Consider the following 16,104-nt stretch of genomic DNA (forward strand, 5'->3'; position numbering starts at 1 on the left):
CTCTGTGCCGGATCCGGGAGTGCCGGGCTCGTGGTGGAAGGATTCGCGTGGCTCCGGGCGGCCCGGTAGCCCGGCCGGCCGGCCGCCACCGCGGCTGAGTGCCGCTGTCGGCTGCCGAGCAGCTGCTCGGCCTCCGAGAGCGGCACTCTCGGCTCGGCGAGGGTACGACTTCGGCGCCGACGGCAACCGCCGCGAGTACTCGTAAGTAACTGCGGCACGGCCCATTCTATGCCGGTAGCCCTCACAGCTAACGTCGCGCGATCGGTCGAAAGAAGGTTACCGACGGTCATCGCGCCGATATCCGGGCGTCACGGTCCCGGCAATGTCGGGGCGCAGAATTCGTTACGCAACCGGCGCCGGCCGCAGTCCACCCCTGATGCTGGGCCCGCGATTCGGATCGGAATCGACTGTTCTGCCTGACCGCGGCACCGGTCCCCACGATCCGGCGACGCCTTCGGCCCGGGCGCGACACGGCTGTCGACGGGAGGTCCTGGTGTTCGAATCATGTTACTCGCCCTACGAATCGGCTCATCTGCTGCACGAGCGGTTTCGGCTACCGGTCAAGGTCTTCGCCGATCAACCGTATCTGAGAACCGGTCCACTGATCGAGGTCGTCGATGTAGCAGCGGAGCTGGGGCGGGTGGTGCTGGCCCAGCTCGCACCGCTGCCGGCGGCCCCGGTGGTCACCGACCCACGGGAACAGCGCTGGATTTTCCTCGTCGCACCCCCGACGCCGTATCACCCGGTCCCCGTATCGCTTCAGCGGCGCCTGCGGCAATACGCGACGTGCGTACCGGCCCCGGGCTCGCGGGTGATGCTTCCGCGATCCGACGGCCGGGACGGCTGGCACTGGGCGTGTGAGCCGGAGCCGGGAGCGATGCGGCTGCCGCGCCGCTGGTCCGTGCTGCACGCCGTCCGGCTGGCGATTCTCGGAGGCGCCGACCATGTTTCGGCATGAACACCGGCCCGCACCCGCCGACCCGTACCGGCGAGCGCAACTTCCGGACTGGCACCAGCTCGTGGCAGCGTTCGGCGGCCACGGCCGTGATCGACCCGAGGACCACCCCGTGGTGCGTGCGGCCCGCATGCTCGCCCAACTCCACCGTGACCGACGCGAACTGCCACACCGCCGCGCCGAAATCGATTCCCGCCGTGCCGCTTTGATCGCGGCGGTGAACCACTGCACGCACTCGGACCGCGCCGTCGGACCCGAATCCCCTGGCGCCTTCCTCGACCGGATGGCCGCCGCCCAGGTATACGCGAACCTGCTGCTGCACACCACCACGGATATCTCCGACCAGCGGGTGCACGACGCCTGGCACCGCCTCGCCGCACTCGCTGACGGCTGGACTGACCTTATCGCCGGCATCACCGACGACGAGATCTCCGGCGCCCGCTACGACGTCGGCGTCGCCGTCCGGCGCGGATCCGGCCAGGGCCGCTGGACCAGCGAGAAAGGACCTGCCTAGGTTCTGTCTTGTAAACCGTTGCGGCAGTGAGTATCGGCTTTACGCGTCATCGCGTTGGACGGCAGCGACTTTCCGGGCCGGGTTGCATGCACCGGCGAGGCCACGCCGGCCTGCTCCGATCGGCGTTCGAGGCATTCGCGAGACATCAGTGCCCAAATGCCATCGATCCAGGTCAGCGAGGCGCAGTATGTTCCCGTGGAGCTGACAGCCGTGCGCATCGACAAACCAGACGATCTCAACGTCATCATCGGGCAGGCCCACTTCATCAAGACCGTCGAGGATCTACACGAAGCGCTGGCCGGGGTCGGACCTCACCTGCGGTTCGGGCTGGCATTCTGCGAGGCGTCCGGTCCGCGCCTGATCCGCCACTCCGGCAACGACGACGTCCTGATCGAACTCGCCACGAGGAACGCGGCCATGGTCGCGGCGGGACACTCGTTCATCGTCTTCCTCCTGGAGGGCTATCCGGTCAATGTGCTCAATGCGATCGAGAACGTCCCCGAGGTCTGTGGAATCTTCTGTGCCACAGCCAATCCCGTGGAGGTTCTGATTGCCGAGACGGAGCTGGGCAGAGGAATAGTCGGCGTAATCGACGGGTCGGTGCCACTGGGCGTGGAAACTGCCGACGACCAGGCAGACCGTAGACAACTACTGCGCCAGATCGGGTACAAGTTATAGCTGCCGCGGCGACGGGACGTGTCCGGTTCGTGCGCCGCCCTCGGCAACAGAATCATTCAATGCGCGCAGATCGGTTGAGAGCTGCGCACGGAGGCGAGAAACGCCGTACAGATGAGGCTTGCTACGCATCACCTCTCGCACGTGCTCGAGATCCTGGCTCGTCCGCTCGATCGCGGCCGCTCGTTCCGCAGGGCTACCTTCAGCCGCGATTGTGTGGTTCGTCAGTATGCGCCATGCGGTCCCGGACCGATCCAGCGCTTGCCTCAACTCTGGACCGGGCGCCTGGTGCAGCGCGATGAAATCGATGTCCGAGGTAGTGAGGTCGAACATCTGAGCTTCGACGAAAAAATTGGAGCGAAATGACACTCCACCATAGTCACGACCGATAGGCGGGTCGCCCTTCCCGACGAGGTACGAATACTCCGACGGACCGTTCAGCGGCGAGGGTATCGTCCTGTCTTTTTCCGCAAGTGAGTCACCGACCGTGATCGTCGTCCGTGACTCCACCTCCGGCTTGAGAAAAATCTGGTGATCGCCATAGTTGAGCTCTGAAAGTCCGTCGATGAGGCCGTCTTGCGAAGGGCGGACCCCCTCCACGGCAACGAATCCGTAGACGGGAGGGTTGTCATGGACGTGCGAGCCGAACCACTGGGCTTCGGCATCGGCGCGCTCGCCGAAGGGATTGCGACTTCCCCTCATCCGCCCTTCGCCGAGAATGGCCGTCAGCTCTTTCTCGCGCACCCGGATACCGATCGGCTTCCCGGCCACCGCGGCCGTCAATTCACGCCGCATCTGCTCACGCACCTCGGCACTGGGTCTGCCCAGCGAAGCCGCTATCCCTTCGATATGCCAGTCGACGACCGCGTACTGGCGCAGCAAGGGCCACCGCTCACCCATGATCTCCAGCCACTTATCCTCCACGGGCAGTGACCGATCCCTGGCGGTAATCTCTTCATAGGTTGCGTGTTCCCCGAACCGTTGCCGCAGTTCCAGTTCGAAATCCCGCCTTGCCTCGACAATTGTCGCGCGGTCCGGTGGCGGGGAACACAGCCCCCGCTGCCCGGCGAGTTCGGACCTCTCTGCTGTGGTGGTGAGCGAACTACGTGGCGGCTGAGACAGTCCGGTGGCGCGTGTCCCGGCGCTGTCAGCTTGTTCGATCTCAGACCCACCACGGCGGCCGGTGAGCATCTCCCCGTCACGGCCTGCATTGTCCATGACGTGTTCCAGCTGCGCGGCGGCCGTCACCTCAGCCTCACCGGTCCCACCGACGACAGCCAGCAGACCGTCCCGGCCTATAGGGCCTGTGTAGGACTCGGCGAGGTGATCGGCAATGCGCGCCACTTGGCGGCTGCGCAACCCCTCGGCCATGTCCTTGACCAGCCGCACCAGCCTATTCTCGAACAACCGCCCCTCACACCCTTGCTACCTCGTGCGCAGCTGGAGCCGTCACACTTGCCTGGTTCAGGAATCGCCTTCCATCGCCAAAGAGCAGGAATGCTACTTCTCCCCGTCATGCCAGGTGGCGCATGGTGTTCCCGCCCGTGGCGTGAGCCCGAGGGCGGGTCAGCTGATGAGGCACACCGACAAAGCTCGGTCGCCCCCGTTTTCCGGGCCGGTCGGCACGGAATGCAGGACGGTCGTCGTGGGCGCCCGCGGTGGTGTCATCGTTGCCTGGGCTCGACCCGTTCGTCGTAACCACCCTGTCCTGCGGCTCCTTCGCCTACGGCGCAGACTGCGGCGTGATCGGCTTACTGGGAATGGCATCTGATCTGGCCGAACACGGTCTCCGTCTTGACATCCTGTTGGCACGGTGAGAGTCCGCCGACCTGCATCCAGGTCAATGGGCCACGGCGGTCTGCGAGTGCCAACAGTGCCGACGGCGGTCGGTTTGGCTCGCGGCGAGAGGTAGCGGTGTCGTCGCGATGTGGATCGCCGCAGCCACACTCGACAGGCTTTCGGTGTGCCGAATCCCCCCAGGGCGGCGCATAGGCTCACTGCTGCCGTCGACGCAGAACTGAGGAGAACCCGGTATGCGCGCTGTCATCGTTCGGGATCGAGACGCCGGGCTCACCGGCATGACCCTGGTTCCAGACCTGCCCTATCCCCACGCGGCCGAGAACGACGTGGTCGTGCACGTCCGGGCCGCGGGATTCACTCGCGGAGAACTGGATTGGGCCGGCACCTGGACCGATCGAGCCGGACGGGACCGGACTCCGAGCGTGCCGGGCCACGAACTGTCCGGTGTCGTCGCCGAACTCGGCTACGGCACCACGGGCCTGACCGTGGGCCAGCGGGTCTTCGGCCTGGCCGACTGGACCCGCGACGGCACCCTCGCCGAGTACACCGCCGTCGAGGCCCGCAACCTCGCTCCCCTGCCCGCCGACATCGATCACTCCGTCGCCGCCGCGCTGCCGATCTCCGGCCTCACCGCCTGGCAGGGACTGTTCGACCACGCCCACCTTCGGGCCGGCCAAACCGTCCTGGTCCACGGCGCCGCCGGTGGAGTCGGCTCGATGGTGGTGCAGCTCGCACGTGAATCCGGCGCCCGGATCATCGGCACCGGCCGGGCCCGTGACCGCGACCGCGCACTCGCCCTGGGCGCACACACCTTTCTCGATCTGGACACCGAACGCCTCGAGGCGGCCGGCGAGGTCGACGTCGTGTTCGACGTCATCGGCGGCGACATTCTGGACCGTTCGACCGCGTTGATCCGCCCCGGCGGGACCGTGGTCACCATCGCCGGGCCGCCACGAATCCAACCCCGCGACGGGCGCGCGATGTTCTTCGTCGTCGAACCCGATCGCGGCCAGCTCGTCGAACTCGCCGCTCGGGTCCGCGCCGGCCGCATCGAGCCCGCTGTCGGGGTGGTACGCCCCCTCGCCGAAGCCCCGGAAGCCTTCGGGCCCAGGACCGCGACCCACGGCAAGACGATCATTCGGGTCAGCGACGACTGAGGTGTGACTCGCGGCGAGAGGGGTCGAATCCGTCTCTGGTCGAGCGGCCGTTTTTGCGCCACCGCGGTAACCGCCGCGCAGGTCCATGCCGTGGTCGCCCGGCCGGCAGACACCAGTGCCACACGGTTGAATCACAAGCAAAGAGGTACGCTGAGTTGCGACAGGTTTGCTGATGGATAGCGCCGGCTCTCGACTGTCCGGCCTGGCTGAATCGACAAGGGTGGGGTACCAGCTCAGGCGAGAGTTGGAATGCAAGCAAGTACACCGTTCGCCAGTCGGGTGGTCACAGGACGCCGTAATGGATGACACGTCAGTTGGTGGCAGGGACACCACCTCAGCGGAGGTGTTCGGGCGCTATCGACTGTTGTCGCTACTGGGGCACGGTGGCATGGGCGAGGTGTGGCGGGCGCATGATTCGCTGACCAACCGGGTGGTGGCGGTCAAAGTGTTGCCGGAGCGCTTCGCCGACGACGAGGAACTGCGCGAGCGGTTCCGCCGGGAGTGCCGGGCGGTGGCGCAGTTGGCCGAGCCGCATGTGATCCCCATCCACGATTTCGGCGACATCGACGGTCGGCTGTACCTGAATATGCGCCTGATCGAGGGCACCGACCTCCGTACGGTGATCAGCCGAGAAGGGGCCTTGCCGCCGCGGCGGGCAGTGGCGATCGTCGCACAGGTGGCCGCTGCGCTGCAGGCGGCCCACGACGTCGGGCTGGTCCATCGAGATGTCAAACCGTCCAACATCCTGCTGGGGGCCGAGGAGTTCGCCTACCTGATCGACTTCGGGATCGCCCACGCCACCGATGACCGCACGCTGACCTTGATCGGCGAGACCCTCGGCACCGTCGCCTACATGGCGCCGGAGGAGATCGGCGCGGCGGCCCAGGCCGATGCCCGAGCGGACGTGTACGCGCTGACGTGCGTGCTGTACGAGTGCCTGACCGGCCGACCACCGTTTACGAGCTCAGCGGGGGTACAGGGTGTGATCGCCCATCACCTGAATACCCCGCCGCCGCGTCCCAGCACCATTACACCCGATGTACCGACTGCGTTCGATGCGGTCATCGCCAAGGGAATGGCCAAAGACCCCGACGATCGTTACCAGACCATGCACGAGCTGGCCGCGGCGGCCCGCGCCGCGGTGGGCGATTCCGCGGTCGGCACCGCAGGGGATGTGGCGGCACGCCATGGGCGGCGAATCAGATTGTCGCCCAAGACCGCCGGGCTGCTCGCCGCCGCGGTCGCGGTCATGGTGGTTGCCGCCATAGCGGTCGTCATCGGCGTCCAGCTCGGATCAGGTGGTGGCAACTCGCCTACACCCGTCACCTCGGGCTACTCGGCACAGACTCCGCTGCCGTTCACCGGCGTCAGCTTGCCCACCGATGTGGCCGTCGACGCGGCGGGCAATGTATATGTCACCGACATGGGTAATGATCGGGTGGTGAAATTGGCGGCGGGCGCATCGACGCCGACGACGCTGCCGTTCACGGGCCTGAATAATCCCCAGGGTGTGGCCGTCGATACAGCCGGCAGCATTTACGTCACCGACACGAGCAACAATCGGGTCCTGAAATTGGCGGCGGGCGCATCGGCACCGGCCCCACTGCCCTTCACCGGACTCAAGGATCCCCAGGGCGTGGCGGTCGACACGGCGGGCAACGTATACGTCGGCGACCGGGGTAATGATCGGGTGGTGAAGTTGGCGGCGGGCACATCGGCACCGACCACGCTGCCGTTCACCGGGCTCCAAGATCCCCAGGGGGTGGCGGTCGACGCGGCGGGCAACGTATACGTCACCGAATTGAGTACCGAGCGGGTCGTGCGGTTGGCGGCAGGCGCATCGACGCCGACCACGTTGCCGTTCACCGGCCTCAAGGATCCCCAGGGTGTAGCCGTCGACGCGGCGGGAGACTTGTACGTCGTCGACTGGGGTAATCAATGGGTGGTGCGGTTGGCGGCGGGCGCATCGACGCCGACCCCGCTGCCGTTCACCGGCCTGAAGAACCCCCAGGGCGTGGCCGTCGACCGGGCGGGCAACGTCTACATCACCGACCTGGGCCCCGATCCGGTGGTGAAACTCCCGGTCGGCTGAGCCCCCGTTCCGGGTAATTCAGACCGGCGAAACATGCCAGGTACACCCATGCTCCAGAATGAGCACGGTCGCCCGCGCTGAACAGCCTGATCGCGGCGTTATCGTTCGCCCTAAGTTCACGAGGTCGAAGCAATGCTGCTGCTAGCGGCCGGGGCGGGTTCGGTAGCGAAAGCCTCCGGCGGGTCAGACGAACAGCGCATCCGTGCCCGGTTCAGCGGCCCGGGCCCGCCGGGCGAAACCGGCATAGAAGAATGGGATGTTGTCCCCCGGATCGCCCTTTATCCGCCCACGGACCCGGTCCCATGTGATCATCGCGATGCAGATCCCCGGCCCCTCCACGACCAGGACCGGCTGCTCGCGCTGATCGAACCATTGGTATCGCCCACCGCAGGCCCGCCGACCGACCTCGAGGACGTAACACCCGACGCACTCGGCGAGAGTTTGCACCTCAACCTCGGTCATATCCGCTGCATACGAAGAAATTTCGGCAAGCAGGTCCTCCACGATCGCGAGGCTGGCCTCCGAGTAGTCGAGTACCTGCCCGTCACGGTCTCTGCTCATTGCCACCGCCTGTTCGGCAGCGGTCGCGATATCCGTGTTCACATCGACCATCCCACTCCGACTCCGAACGCGCCCGACAGGCAGCGCAACCGGCTCGAACGGTACTACCGTCTCCGCCTGCGGGTGATCGGGGCCGGGTGCCGACCGGCGTTGAACCTCGCCCAGGACAGGCCGATCCGCCACATCGCGACGCCATCGAAGCCGGCGGACTTGCCGATCACGATCTTCACCGCGGCGGTCGGGAAAAGACCGTATCGCGAATTGGTTGACGCAGAGGCAGTTCCGGCCGACGGGTACAGGATCGACGACAACGGCCTGTTCTGGCCCGAAATTGGTGCTGCCGGATCGCGGCTTCGCCAGTCGCTCAACAGAATTCGCTTCCGAGGCGAATTAGATCGATGGCTCGAAGGGCGTCGAGACCTCGAAGAGGGACGGCGAACCCGGCGCCGGACTCCTCCCCGGTCCCCGAGTTCTGCGACGGCGATCTCGGGGTTGGACTCGGTGTCGAATTCCGGGAGTTCCCTGAGGCTTTCGCACCCCACAGTCGCTACCGTCGAGCTACCACCGGAAGCCCGGCAGGTACCGGGCGGCGAGAGGATGTGGAGTGCAGACGACACTGACGACGGATCACCCTCGGATACAGCCGGAGTCGGCAACCGACTCCGGCTGGCAGCCGGCGACCCGGATCCTGTTCCGCTTCGGCCTCGTCTACCTCACCCTGTTCTGCCTGCTCTACCCGCAGATCACCTACGCGTTCGCGGGCTGGTTCCAGCACGTGCTGCCGGAGCGCGCGGTGCTGTGGCAACTCGATCTGTTCGCGCCGGTATATCGCTGGATCGGCCGGCACGTCTTCGGTGTGGACGCGGTCGTCCACGAATCCGGCAGCGGCGACCAGACGGTGTTCTGGGTGTTGCTGTTCTTCGTCCTGGTGACCGCCCTGCTGGTGACCGCGGTGTGGTCGGTGCTGGACCGGCGCCGCACCGAGTATCGCGTCCTGGCCGGATGGTTCCTGCTCTTCGTCCGGTTGTGCCTGGCCGGGCAGCTGGTGCTGTACGGCATGGCGAAGGCGATCCCGGTCCAGATGCCGCGGCCGGCGCTGAGCACCCTGCTGGAGCCGTACGGCAACTTCACTCCGGCGGCAGTGCTGTGGAGTCAGGTCGGATCCTCGCAACCGTACGAAATCCTTTTGGGCGCTGCGGAACTGGTGGCGGGCTTGCTGCTGTTCGTGCCGCGCACCGCGCTGCTGGGCACGATGCTCGGCGTGGTCAGCTTGGCCCAGGTGTTCGTACTGAACCTGACCTTCGACGTGCCGGTGAAGGTCCTGTCCGGGCACCTGCTGCTACTCGGCCTGGTGTTGCTGGCACCCGAGGCACGCCGGCTGCTGAACGTACTGCTCCTGGAAGGATCGGCCGGACCTTCGACGACTCCGAATCCCTTCCGCACCGTCATGTCCCGCCGCCGCGCTACGCTGGCGCAGGCCGCCCTCGCGCTCTGGGTCACACTGTCGTTCGCAGTGCTCGACTGGCACGACTACCGGGAGGCGACCGCGCGGCCACCGCTGTACGGCATCTGGGTCGTGACCGGCTACGAGCGAGACGGCCGGCCCGTGCCGCCGGGAACCGACCCGGACCGCTGGCAGAAGCTGATCATCGACACCGCGGGCGCGCTCACCTACCAGCGCGCGGACGGCTCACTCGAAACGACCGAGGCGACCGTGGACTCCACCGCACACCGGCTCAACCTTCCCGGCCCGGATCCGCAGGGCACCTTCGATTTCCGTCAGCCCGACCCGCACCGCCTGGAGCTGACCGGCAGACTCGACGACCACCCGGTCACGATGACCCTGAACTGGCTGGACCCGAACAGTTTTCCGCAACGCAGCCGCGGATTCCATTGGATCCAGGAGGAACCCGCCTTCCGGTAATCAGACGAGTTGCCGCAGGACAGCGCCGAACAAGACCGTTCCCCCGACACCCGAAGCTCGCCACGCTGCCAGGCCGTGAACAAAGACGCCTGACGCGCCACCGGCGACACGGCAGAGTCCGCGTCGCCGGTGTGCTCGGCCCGGGCAATAACGGCTAGAGGGTGACCGGGTGGACGACGACCGAGCAGGGGTGGATTGCCGCCGTCTCGACCGGCTGACTGGCCATCATGTCGGGCGGGGTGACGTTGAGCGTGTGCGAGATCGGGCAGGGGCGCCCGTTGTCGGTCACGGTATTCTCGACGACGGCATGAGCGGGCTGCCCCGGAGCGATCGTGATCTGCGCTGGGTCGTTCCAGCTGAAGTCCGGGTTCTGGCCGTAGACGGCACTGTGCAGGGACGTCGAAGCGTGGACCACGGTGTCGCCGGGCGACCACATGGTGACAGCGGGAAAGCCGCGCAGCCAGCAGGAGGTGTTGCCGGTGGTCTCGAAGATCAGCCGGGTGCCGTCGAAGTTGGGGTTGGCACCCGAGATGTCCTCGGCGCGAATATGAATCTGCCCGTCGACGCACTCCGCGGCCGGCGCGGGCGGGGGCGCGGACGTGGTGGTAGCGCCGGCGGTACCGGTGTCTGCGGGGGTCGAGGGATCGGGCGCCCCGCCCGTCGCTTGGGCACTCGTCCCACCGGTACCGGCCGGGCCGGGTCCCGAGTCCTGGATGTTCGTCCCGCCGGTACCGACCGAGCCGGGCGCCGAACCCTGAGCGTTCGCTCCGCCCGTGCCGGCCGAAGTCGCTGCGGTAGTGGTAGGTACCGGCGTCGCTGTGGTGGTGGTCGGGACCGGCGTCACGGTCAGTGTGGCAGTCCCGCTGGCGGAGCAACCGCTCGTAATTGCCGCCACCACACCGGCCGCGAGTACCGCCCCTGCGATCCTGTATCCCATGTCCGGATTCCCTCCCGTGTCGCTGAAAGTATGTCGTTGCGACGCAACCTGATCAGGCGACCAGTGCGGCAACGCTTGATCATCTACCGAACCGGGCGGACTGTTATCGGCTGGGAAGGTTCCGGTGTGTGAGGACCCCGCAGCACGCCGCGGCCGGGACAAGCCTCAGGTCAGCCGACCTTCACAGCGTCCCCAGACCAGGGTCTCGTGCCCCTTGACGATGGGGTATTGGCCGGTGGCCCCCTATCCGAGGTTCACCGGGACGATCAGCAGCCGGCCCGCCCGGTGTCGTCCACTGCGGTGGTGATCTCGGTGTAGATCGTGGCAACGATGTCTTCGGCGGTACGGGTGGCGCCGATGCGGGTTTCGTCGACGAAACCCAGTGCGTCCCAGCCGTGGTACCACTCACTCATCTGTTCACGGCCGAACGAGCCCGCCTTGTCCCGGGTGGCGTGCCGGCGGACCGTTTCCTCGAAGTCCAGATCGAAGGCATAGAACCGTGACAGCCGCGCCTGATCTCGGAGGCGCTCCAACATGCGCCCGTAACGACGTTGGGAGAGAATGCCTTCCACCACGACGATCAGACCGCGGGCCAGGCCGAGTGACGCGATCTCGCCCAGCAACTCGATATTGAGGCCGCCGGGGACGTCGCCTTCGCCCAGCATGTGCCGCCGCACCACATCCTGCCCGACGACCATGCACTGCGCCCGGCCGAACTTGCGCTGCAGAAGTCCAGCGACAGTGGACTTTCCGGATCCGGAGTTGCCGCGGATCACGACCAGCCGACCCATCGTCCGGGCCGTCACCGCGGCGTGGATCTGTGCCGCGGTGCGGGCCGGCTCGGCGGAGGTGTACCGCAACGCCTGCTCGTGTGCGTCGGCATCGATCCGGACCCGAGACCGGCCGGTGGCCGCTGGGAGCGGTGCGGGCTTGGTCGCCACGAGGTGGGTGAAGCGCGCGACTTCCACGTACGGGTGGCGGTCTGCGAGTTGGTTTTCCAGCTCGAGCAGACCAGCGAAGAAGTCCTCGTCGTGCTTGCGACTGTCGTCGGCGATCAAATCACACACAGTGCGCACCCCGTACCGGATCGGCTGCTCCAGCCCGGCCGCAACCATCTCGGCAATCAACACGGCAGCGGAAACGGTCTCGATCTCGACGCCGTAGGTGACGGTATCCCGCTTCGAGGTCGCCAGCAGCCGCATTGCGTCGTCGAGGTCACCACGCCGGACCGCCGCGGACAGCGGATCACAGTCGGGATTCGGTGCCAGCACCGACAGCACACCGCCCGGCCGCAATGCCGCCACGAGCATCGCGAACACCGCATCGCGCCGCGGCACGTACTGGATCAGGTTGTGGCAGAGGACGACGTCGAAAGTTCCGGCCTCCACCACGGTGGTGAGTTCGGTGACATCGGCACGCCGGGTGTCGATCGCGTCGGCGTAACCCAGTCGGCGCGCCAACTCCTCGGCCTCGGCGAGGGAATCGTGCGAAGCGTCCACGATCGTGACGTGGTGTCCGAGTGCGGCCAGCCGGACCGCATCGAGTCCGTTCCCGCCGCCCACGTCCAACACATCGAGTGGTCCCTGCCGCAGATGACGGGTCAGGTTGGTGGCCACCTGCTCGTACCGCAGGCGGCCCCAGGGGGTGGATTGATAGCGCCGGAAGTCGTCCAAGTGACGGTCGAACGCCGAGAGGTCGGCGGAATCGCTTCCACGGCAACGATCTTCGTTCCTCGGAACTGTCACTTGTCCGCTCCTTCGGCTACTGGGCGCGCTGACGGCCGGAATGTGCGCGCAGCACCGGCCGGCCCATGCTCATCACTTCCACACAGAATGAACGCCGATCGCGCAGTCCGCCGACGTCATCAGAGTTCGTCGAACACCGCCAGGAATTCGTCGGTGGGGCGCAGGATGAGTCCGTTCTCGCCGGAGCCGGCAACATACACCGCCGGTGTGATGCGGCCTTCGTGCCACCGGTACACATGCGGGCTCGTCGGCCACGGATCCTGCTCGAAGTGCCGCAACGTCAACGGGCCGAGCACAAATGAGATGACATCCAGCACGTCCACCCCGTCGAAGGGTGCGGCGTACAGGCTCGATTCCGCCGGGACAGCGAAGACTGCCCCGGCGCGGCCGGTCAGCTCGGGATAGTCCCCGAGCCACAGCGCATGCGCGCTGGTGTAGTCGCCACCCGAGAGCAGGAACCACGGCGGAACACCCGCAGGAAAGTCCGCCGCCGTGAGACGCACAGGACCGTCAGCGCGGGTGCCGGCCTCGGCGAGCGCGAACACATCGGCCGCGTCGACCGGCCAGCCCGCCAGCATGTCCTGCGTGATCGGGTAGATGACGTGCACGGCGTCGAGTACGACGCGCTGCTCCAGGCCGAACGCGATCGGCCTGCGCACGCAGTCGGAGTCGGCGGGGTCGCTTTCGGGGTACAAGCGGGTACGGACCAGTGCCCGAAGCTCTGCGAAGGGCTTGCTCGTCAGTGGCTCGACTTCGTCGTCGACCATCCCGGTGCCGAGGTGATCGGCGACCAACGCCGCCCAATCCGCGGGCGGTACTGCCGCAGCCTTCCGCACCAGGTTCTCCATGTAGTAGACGCGGCTGCCGAACATCGGCCGGGTGACCCGCACTGCGCCGTCGGCGACGACCTGCGCGGTGCAGCCACGCAGGTCGGCTGCCGCACAGAACAACTCCTCGATCTGCCTGCGAATATCGCGCATGCCCGCTCCCCCGGTCCCGTCCCCGCGCCCTCGCCGCGGGGAACAGCCACCCCACTCCTGCCGAGGGTAGCGGCGGGTGCAGACAGATCACGGGGATTCGAACAGCTCGACCTCCGATCGTGACGCCCAGCCGACGGAGTCTTCACACAGTCGAATCCCAGTCGGGCCGGGTTGTCGGACGGTCGGTGTAGCGTCCACCGCCATGCAGCCTGCTACCGCTGTGGTCGCCAGTATCGTGAAGGGCCTGCTCCCGTTCGATGATCTCGAACGGGACCATGTTGCAACGACTTCGGCCTGGCTCGCGTCGACCGACGACATCTTCCGGCGAGCTAAACCGGCAACGCCGTCACCTCACCTGGTCGTCTACATGGTGCTCGTCGATCCCGATGAACGTGGGATCTACCTCGGTGCACACCGCCTCGCGGGCCTACATCTGCCGATGGGCGGCCACGTCGAACCCGGCGAGGAACCGCTGGCCGCGGCACGCCGCGAAACGCTGGAAGAGCTGGGGATCGCCGCCGACTTCTCCGTCGTGGGCACCGACCCGCTGCTGGTGACTGTGACGACCACGGTCGGCGCCGACCAGCATGTCGACATCACGCTGTGGTACGTCATCCGCGGCGACCGCCGCCGCAACTACCCGCTGGACCCGGCAGAATTCGACGGCGGCACCTGGTGGGATCTCGACCCCTGCGGACTTCCCGAGACCGATCCCCATATGACGCGATTCCTCGCCAAACTCGAACGTTCCACGTCATCCGCACGCGCAGGATCGGACGTGCCCGGCCAGGATGCCGGGCGGGCGAAAGTGGAGTAGCCACACCGCATTCGGGTAGGAGCAGTTGTGCCATAGGCTCGATACCGTGGTCGCGTTCCTACGCTGCCCGGTGCGGGTTCGACCGCACCCTGGACTGGCTGTAGCCCGAATCTCGTTCGGGCCCTTCCTGCAGCGGGCACTCGGCGAGCATGCTGCCCGGCTGTTGAGCACCTGTCGTCCTCGAGCCGGGCATGGTTTCAGCGGCGACGTCGTCCTCTCGCACCGGCCGTGACCACCTGGTGCTCGTCTCGATGCCGAGTTGTGGGGCCGGCGCCTTCGGCGGCACCGGCCCCACGCTACGCATTCCAGCGATTCAAGCGCTAGGAATTCCCGAACGAGCGCTGTCGCTGTTCCTCCAGATCGGCCTCGGTGCGCGCCTTTTCGGCCTCGAACTCCTTTTCCGCAGCCTCTCGCTGCGAGTCGGCCTTGTCCTGCTGTGCTCGGCCCTCCCGGCGCAAGTTCTCGTTACCGAGAGCTGCTCCGGCGACTTCCTTGACCTTGCCCTTGACACCCTCGACAGCACCCTCGAGACCTTCGCGCAAACCACTCTTGTCATGCTCGGACATGAAATACCTCCATATCGACCAACACGTACACACAGCGTGTACCCGCCGATTGCAGTATGTAACAAACTGCGTGCCACCATGATTCGCACATGCTCCGCGAGATCCGCACTCACGCCACAGGTTTCGGATCGAAACTGTCGGGCATGCCCTATGCAAGACACAGGATCGACCCCGGGGTCGACGAGAGAAGGATGCACCGATTCGGCGCGCAGACATGCGCTCCGGTCGCCCGCTTCTGTCAGCGGCCTCGACAGTAGGAGTAATCAATGCTTGGTCTCAGCGTTCTCGGTTGGATCATCATCGGCGGCCTCGCCGGATGGATCGCCGGCAAATTCATGAAATCCGATGCACGCCAGGGAATTGTGGCCGATATCGTTGTCGGCGTGATCGGCGGCCTCATCGGAGGATTCCTGTTGAAGGTCCTCGGTGTCGATGTCGAAGGTGGGGGGCTGTGGTTCAGCTTTTTCACCTGCCTCGGCGGCGCGATTATCTTGCTGTTCCTTCTCAACCTCATCACCGGCCGAAGCACTATGCGCTGACCCGATCGCGACACCGACGACGTGCAGGCGACCCTGCGCGAGATTTCAGGCTTGCGCCCGCGCCCGTCGGCGCTGCCAGAACAACCAGCACACACCCGTGCCGGCGCAGACCGCCGCCAGCGACCCGGCCGCGGCGGCCACACCGCCCACTCCGGTTTCAGCGGCATCCAGCGTCAGCACGGTCGCAGCCACTGACGTCACACAGAGCAGAGTGCCTGGCATATGCAGGCCGTCTACGAGCGAGTAACCGGCCTGAAAGGGAATGCCTTCCGGTGGCCGGTGTTCGTCTCCCGTGTCGGTGGCATCGACGACCCGGCGCGCCGAGCGCGGGCTGCGAACGGTGGACCGTGACATAGTTTCTACCCCTTCGATGGTCGTCGGATATCGACCGGCAAGACAGCGGTTGACGAATCACTCAGCCTGCAGGACAGACACCAGTCGCCGCGTCGTGCGCGCCGTCGATCGTGGCCTGACGCTGTTCATCGGTGAAGACCGCCCAGTCAGGCGATGACGGATAACCACCGATCGTGTCGTCGACCGCTCGGTCGACGCCTGGTTGCCCGGAAGTCCGGCGGATATTGTCCAGTCTCGGTATCAGGGCCGCGCAGGTCTTGTTGCGCAGCTTGGCAGGCGTTATCGCCGACGGAACCGATACCGATCGAGAATTGGACGGTGGCACAAAATCTGTCGGGTTCTCGGTGGGCGACGCAGGACGTGGAGTCGAGCTCGTCCCTGGGAAGTTGTGGGCGCCGTCCGTATAGTCGCAGGCGGAGGCGCCGAGCGTGATCATGCAGGCGGCCAGTGCTATCAGATAGCGACGCACAGGGGAACTTTCTCTGAGT

The 16,104-nt window shown here is 66.4% G+C and carries 16 protein-coding genes; 8 read left to right on the top strand and 8 right to left on the bottom strand.

Annotation, left to right across the window (positions count from 1 at the left end; genetic code table 11):
• Positions 1-493: 493 nt before the first annotated feature.
• From EBN03_RS10950 to EBN03_RS10960, 3 genes are all read left to right on the top strand, one after another.
• Complete coding sequence (locus EBN03_RS10950; protein ID WP_147471533.1) at positions 494-958, top strand: hypothetical protein; 465 nt, start codon at positions 494-496, stop codon at positions 956-958.
• Positions 945-1,469, top strand: a complete 525-nt coding sequence (locus EBN03_RS10955) for a DUF4254 domain-containing protein (RefSeq protein WP_199742721.1) — start codon at positions 945-947, stop codon at positions 1,467-1,469. Before EBN03_RS10950 ends, EBN03_RS10955 begins: the two co-directional genes overlap by 14 nt.
• A gap of 156 nt (positions 1,470-1,625) precedes the next feature.
• Positions 1,626-2,147: an adenosine-specific kinase gene (locus EBN03_RS10960; protein WP_233608302.1), complete on the top strand. Its 522-nt coding sequence runs from the start codon at positions 1,626-1,628 to the stop codon at positions 2,145-2,147.
• On the opposite strand, the gene EBN03_RS10965 is transcribed toward EBN03_RS10960, so the two are convergent.
• Entirely contained in the window at positions 2,142-3,533 is a 1,392-nt protein-coding gene (locus tag EBN03_RS10965) for a hypothetical protein (RefSeq protein WP_122187811.1), read from the bottom strand. The genes EBN03_RS10960 and EBN03_RS10965 overlap by 6 nt on opposite strands.
• A 644-nt stretch (positions 3,534-4,177) precedes the next feature.
• On the opposite strand from EBN03_RS10965, the gene EBN03_RS10970 reads away from it, so the two are divergent.
• Together EBN03_RS10970 and EBN03_RS10975 are read left to right on the top strand one after the other, a co-directional pair.
• Complete coding sequence (locus EBN03_RS10970) at positions 4,178-5,101, top strand: NADP-dependent oxidoreductase (protein ID WP_122187812.1); 924 nt, start codon at positions 4,178-4,180, stop codon at positions 5,099-5,101.
• Positions 5,102-5,399: 298 nt separating this feature from the next.
• Positions 5,400-7,193: a serine/threonine-protein kinase PknD gene (locus EBN03_RS10975; protein WP_122187813.1), complete on the top strand. Its 1,794-nt coding sequence runs from the start codon at positions 5,400-5,402 to the stop codon at positions 7,191-7,193.
• A 183-nt stretch (positions 7,194-7,376) separates the two neighbouring features.
• Here EBN03_RS10975 and EBN03_RS10980 read toward each other — a convergent pair whose 3' ends face one another.
• Entirely contained in the window at positions 7,377-7,805 is a 429-nt protein-coding gene (locus tag EBN03_RS10980) for a hypothetical protein (RefSeq protein WP_122187814.1), read from the bottom strand.
• Between the two features lie 553 nt (positions 7,806-8,358).
• Here EBN03_RS10980 and EBN03_RS10985 point away from each other — a divergent pair.
• Positions 8,359-9,678 carry a DoxX family protein gene (locus EBN03_RS10985; protein ID WP_233608303.1) on the top strand — a complete coding sequence of 440 codons (1,320 nt, stop codon included), beginning with the start codon at positions 8,359-8,361 and terminating at the stop codon, positions 9,676-9,678.
• Between the two features lie 154 nt (positions 9,679-9,832).
• On the opposite strand, the gene EBN03_RS10990 is transcribed toward EBN03_RS10985, so the two are convergent.
• From EBN03_RS10990 to EBN03_RS11000, 3 genes are all read right to left on the bottom strand, one after another.
• Positions 9,833-10,615, bottom strand: a complete 783-nt coding sequence (locus tag EBN03_RS10990) for a DUF4232 domain-containing protein (protein WP_122187815.1) — start codon at positions 10,613-10,615, stop codon at positions 9,833-9,835.
• 266 nt (positions 10,616-10,881) lie between these two features.
• Complete coding sequence (locus tag EBN03_RS10995) at positions 10,882-12,360, bottom strand: methyltransferase domain-containing protein (protein WP_122187816.1); 1,479 nt, start codon at positions 12,358-12,360, stop codon at positions 10,882-10,884.
• Between the two features lie 119 nt (positions 12,361-12,479).
• A complete protein-coding gene (locus tag EBN03_RS11000) occupies positions 12,480-13,340 on the bottom strand; it encodes a hypothetical protein (RefSeq protein WP_122187817.1) in 861 nt (286 codons plus the stop codon).
• Between the two features lie 202 nt (positions 13,341-13,542).
• On the opposite strand from EBN03_RS11000, the gene EBN03_RS11005 reads away from it, so the two are divergent.
• Positions 13,543-14,157 carry an NUDIX domain-containing protein gene (locus EBN03_RS11005; RefSeq protein ID WP_122187818.1) on the top strand — a complete coding sequence of 205 codons (615 nt, stop codon included), beginning with the start codon at positions 13,543-13,545 and terminating at the stop codon, positions 14,155-14,157.
• Between the two features lie 320 nt (positions 14,158-14,477).
• On the opposite strand, the gene mbp1 is transcribed toward EBN03_RS11005, so the two are convergent.
• Positions 14,478-14,723 carry a microaggregate-binding protein 1 gene (gene mbp1 / locus EBN03_RS11010; RefSeq protein WP_122187819.1) on the bottom strand — a complete coding sequence of 82 codons (246 nt, stop codon included), beginning with the start codon at positions 14,721-14,723 and terminating at the stop codon, positions 14,478-14,480.
• 266 nt (positions 14,724-14,989) lie between these two features.
• Here mbp1 and EBN03_RS11015 point away from each other — a divergent pair, with 266 nt between their 5' ends.
• On the top strand, positions 14,990-15,262 hold the full coding sequence (locus EBN03_RS11015; RefSeq protein WP_122187820.1) for a GlsB/YeaQ/YmgE family stress response membrane protein: 273 nt from the start codon (positions 14,990-14,992) through the stop codon (positions 15,260-15,262).
• A gap of 45 nt (positions 15,263-15,307) precedes the next feature.
• Here the strand turns inward: EBN03_RS11015 and EBN03_RS34085 are convergent, their stop codons facing one another.
• On the bottom strand, positions 15,308-15,463 hold the full coding sequence (locus EBN03_RS34085) for a hypothetical protein (protein ID WP_158675593.1): 156 nt from the start codon (positions 15,461-15,463) through the stop codon (positions 15,308-15,310).
• A 214-nt stretch (positions 15,464-15,677) separates the two neighbouring features.
• Entirely contained in the window at positions 15,678-16,085 is a 408-nt protein-coding gene (locus EBN03_RS33680; RefSeq protein ID WP_147471534.1) for a hypothetical protein, read from the bottom strand.
• Positions 16,086-16,104 lie beyond the last annotated feature (19 nt).

This window comes from Nocardia stercoris, from assembly GCF_003696265.1.
In the GTDB taxonomy this organism is placed as follows: domain Bacteria; phylum Actinomycetota; class Actinomycetes; order Mycobacteriales; family Mycobacteriaceae; genus Nocardia; species Nocardia stercoris.

Bases quoted from the DNA above. Each gene is read 5' to 3' on its own strand.
- EBN03_RS11005 (WP_122187818.1), top strand. From the start codon at position 13,543: ATGCAGCCTGCTACCGCTGTGGTCGCCAGTATCGTGAAGGGCCTGCTC.
- EBN03_RS11000 (WP_122187817.1), bottom strand. From the start codon at position 13,340: ATGCGCGATATTCGCAGGCAGATCGAGGAGTTGTTCTGTGCGGCAGCC.
- EBN03_RS11015 (WP_122187820.1), top strand. From the start codon at position 14,990: ATGCTTGGTCTCAGCGTTCTCGGTTGGATCATCATCGGCGGCCTCGCC.
- EBN03_RS10990 (WP_122187815.1), bottom strand. From the start codon at position 10,615: ATGGGATACAGGATCGCAGGGGCGGTACTCGCGGCCGGTGTGGTGGCG.
- EBN03_RS10970 (WP_122187812.1), top strand. From the start codon at position 4,178: ATGCGCGCTGTCATCGTTCGGGATCGAGACGCCGGGCTCACCGGCATG.
- EBN03_RS10980 (WP_122187814.1), bottom strand. From the start codon at position 7,805: ATGGTCGATGTGAACACGGATATCGCGACCGCTGCCGAACAGGCGGTG.
- EBN03_RS10955 (WP_199742721.1), top strand. From the start codon at position 945: ATGTTTCGGCATGAACACCGGCCCGCACCCGCCGACCCGTACCGGCGA.
- EBN03_RS10960 (WP_233608302.1), top strand. From the start codon at position 1,626: ATGCCATCGATCCAGGTCAGCGAGGCGCAGTATGTTCCCGTGGAGCTG.
- EBN03_RS10975 (WP_122187813.1), top strand. From the start codon at position 5,400: ATGGATGACACGTCAGTTGGTGGCAGGGACACCACCTCAGCGGAGGTG.
- mbp1 (WP_122187819.1), bottom strand. From the start codon at position 14,723: ATGTCCGAGCATGACAAGAGTGGTTTGCGCGAAGGTCTCGAGGGTGCT.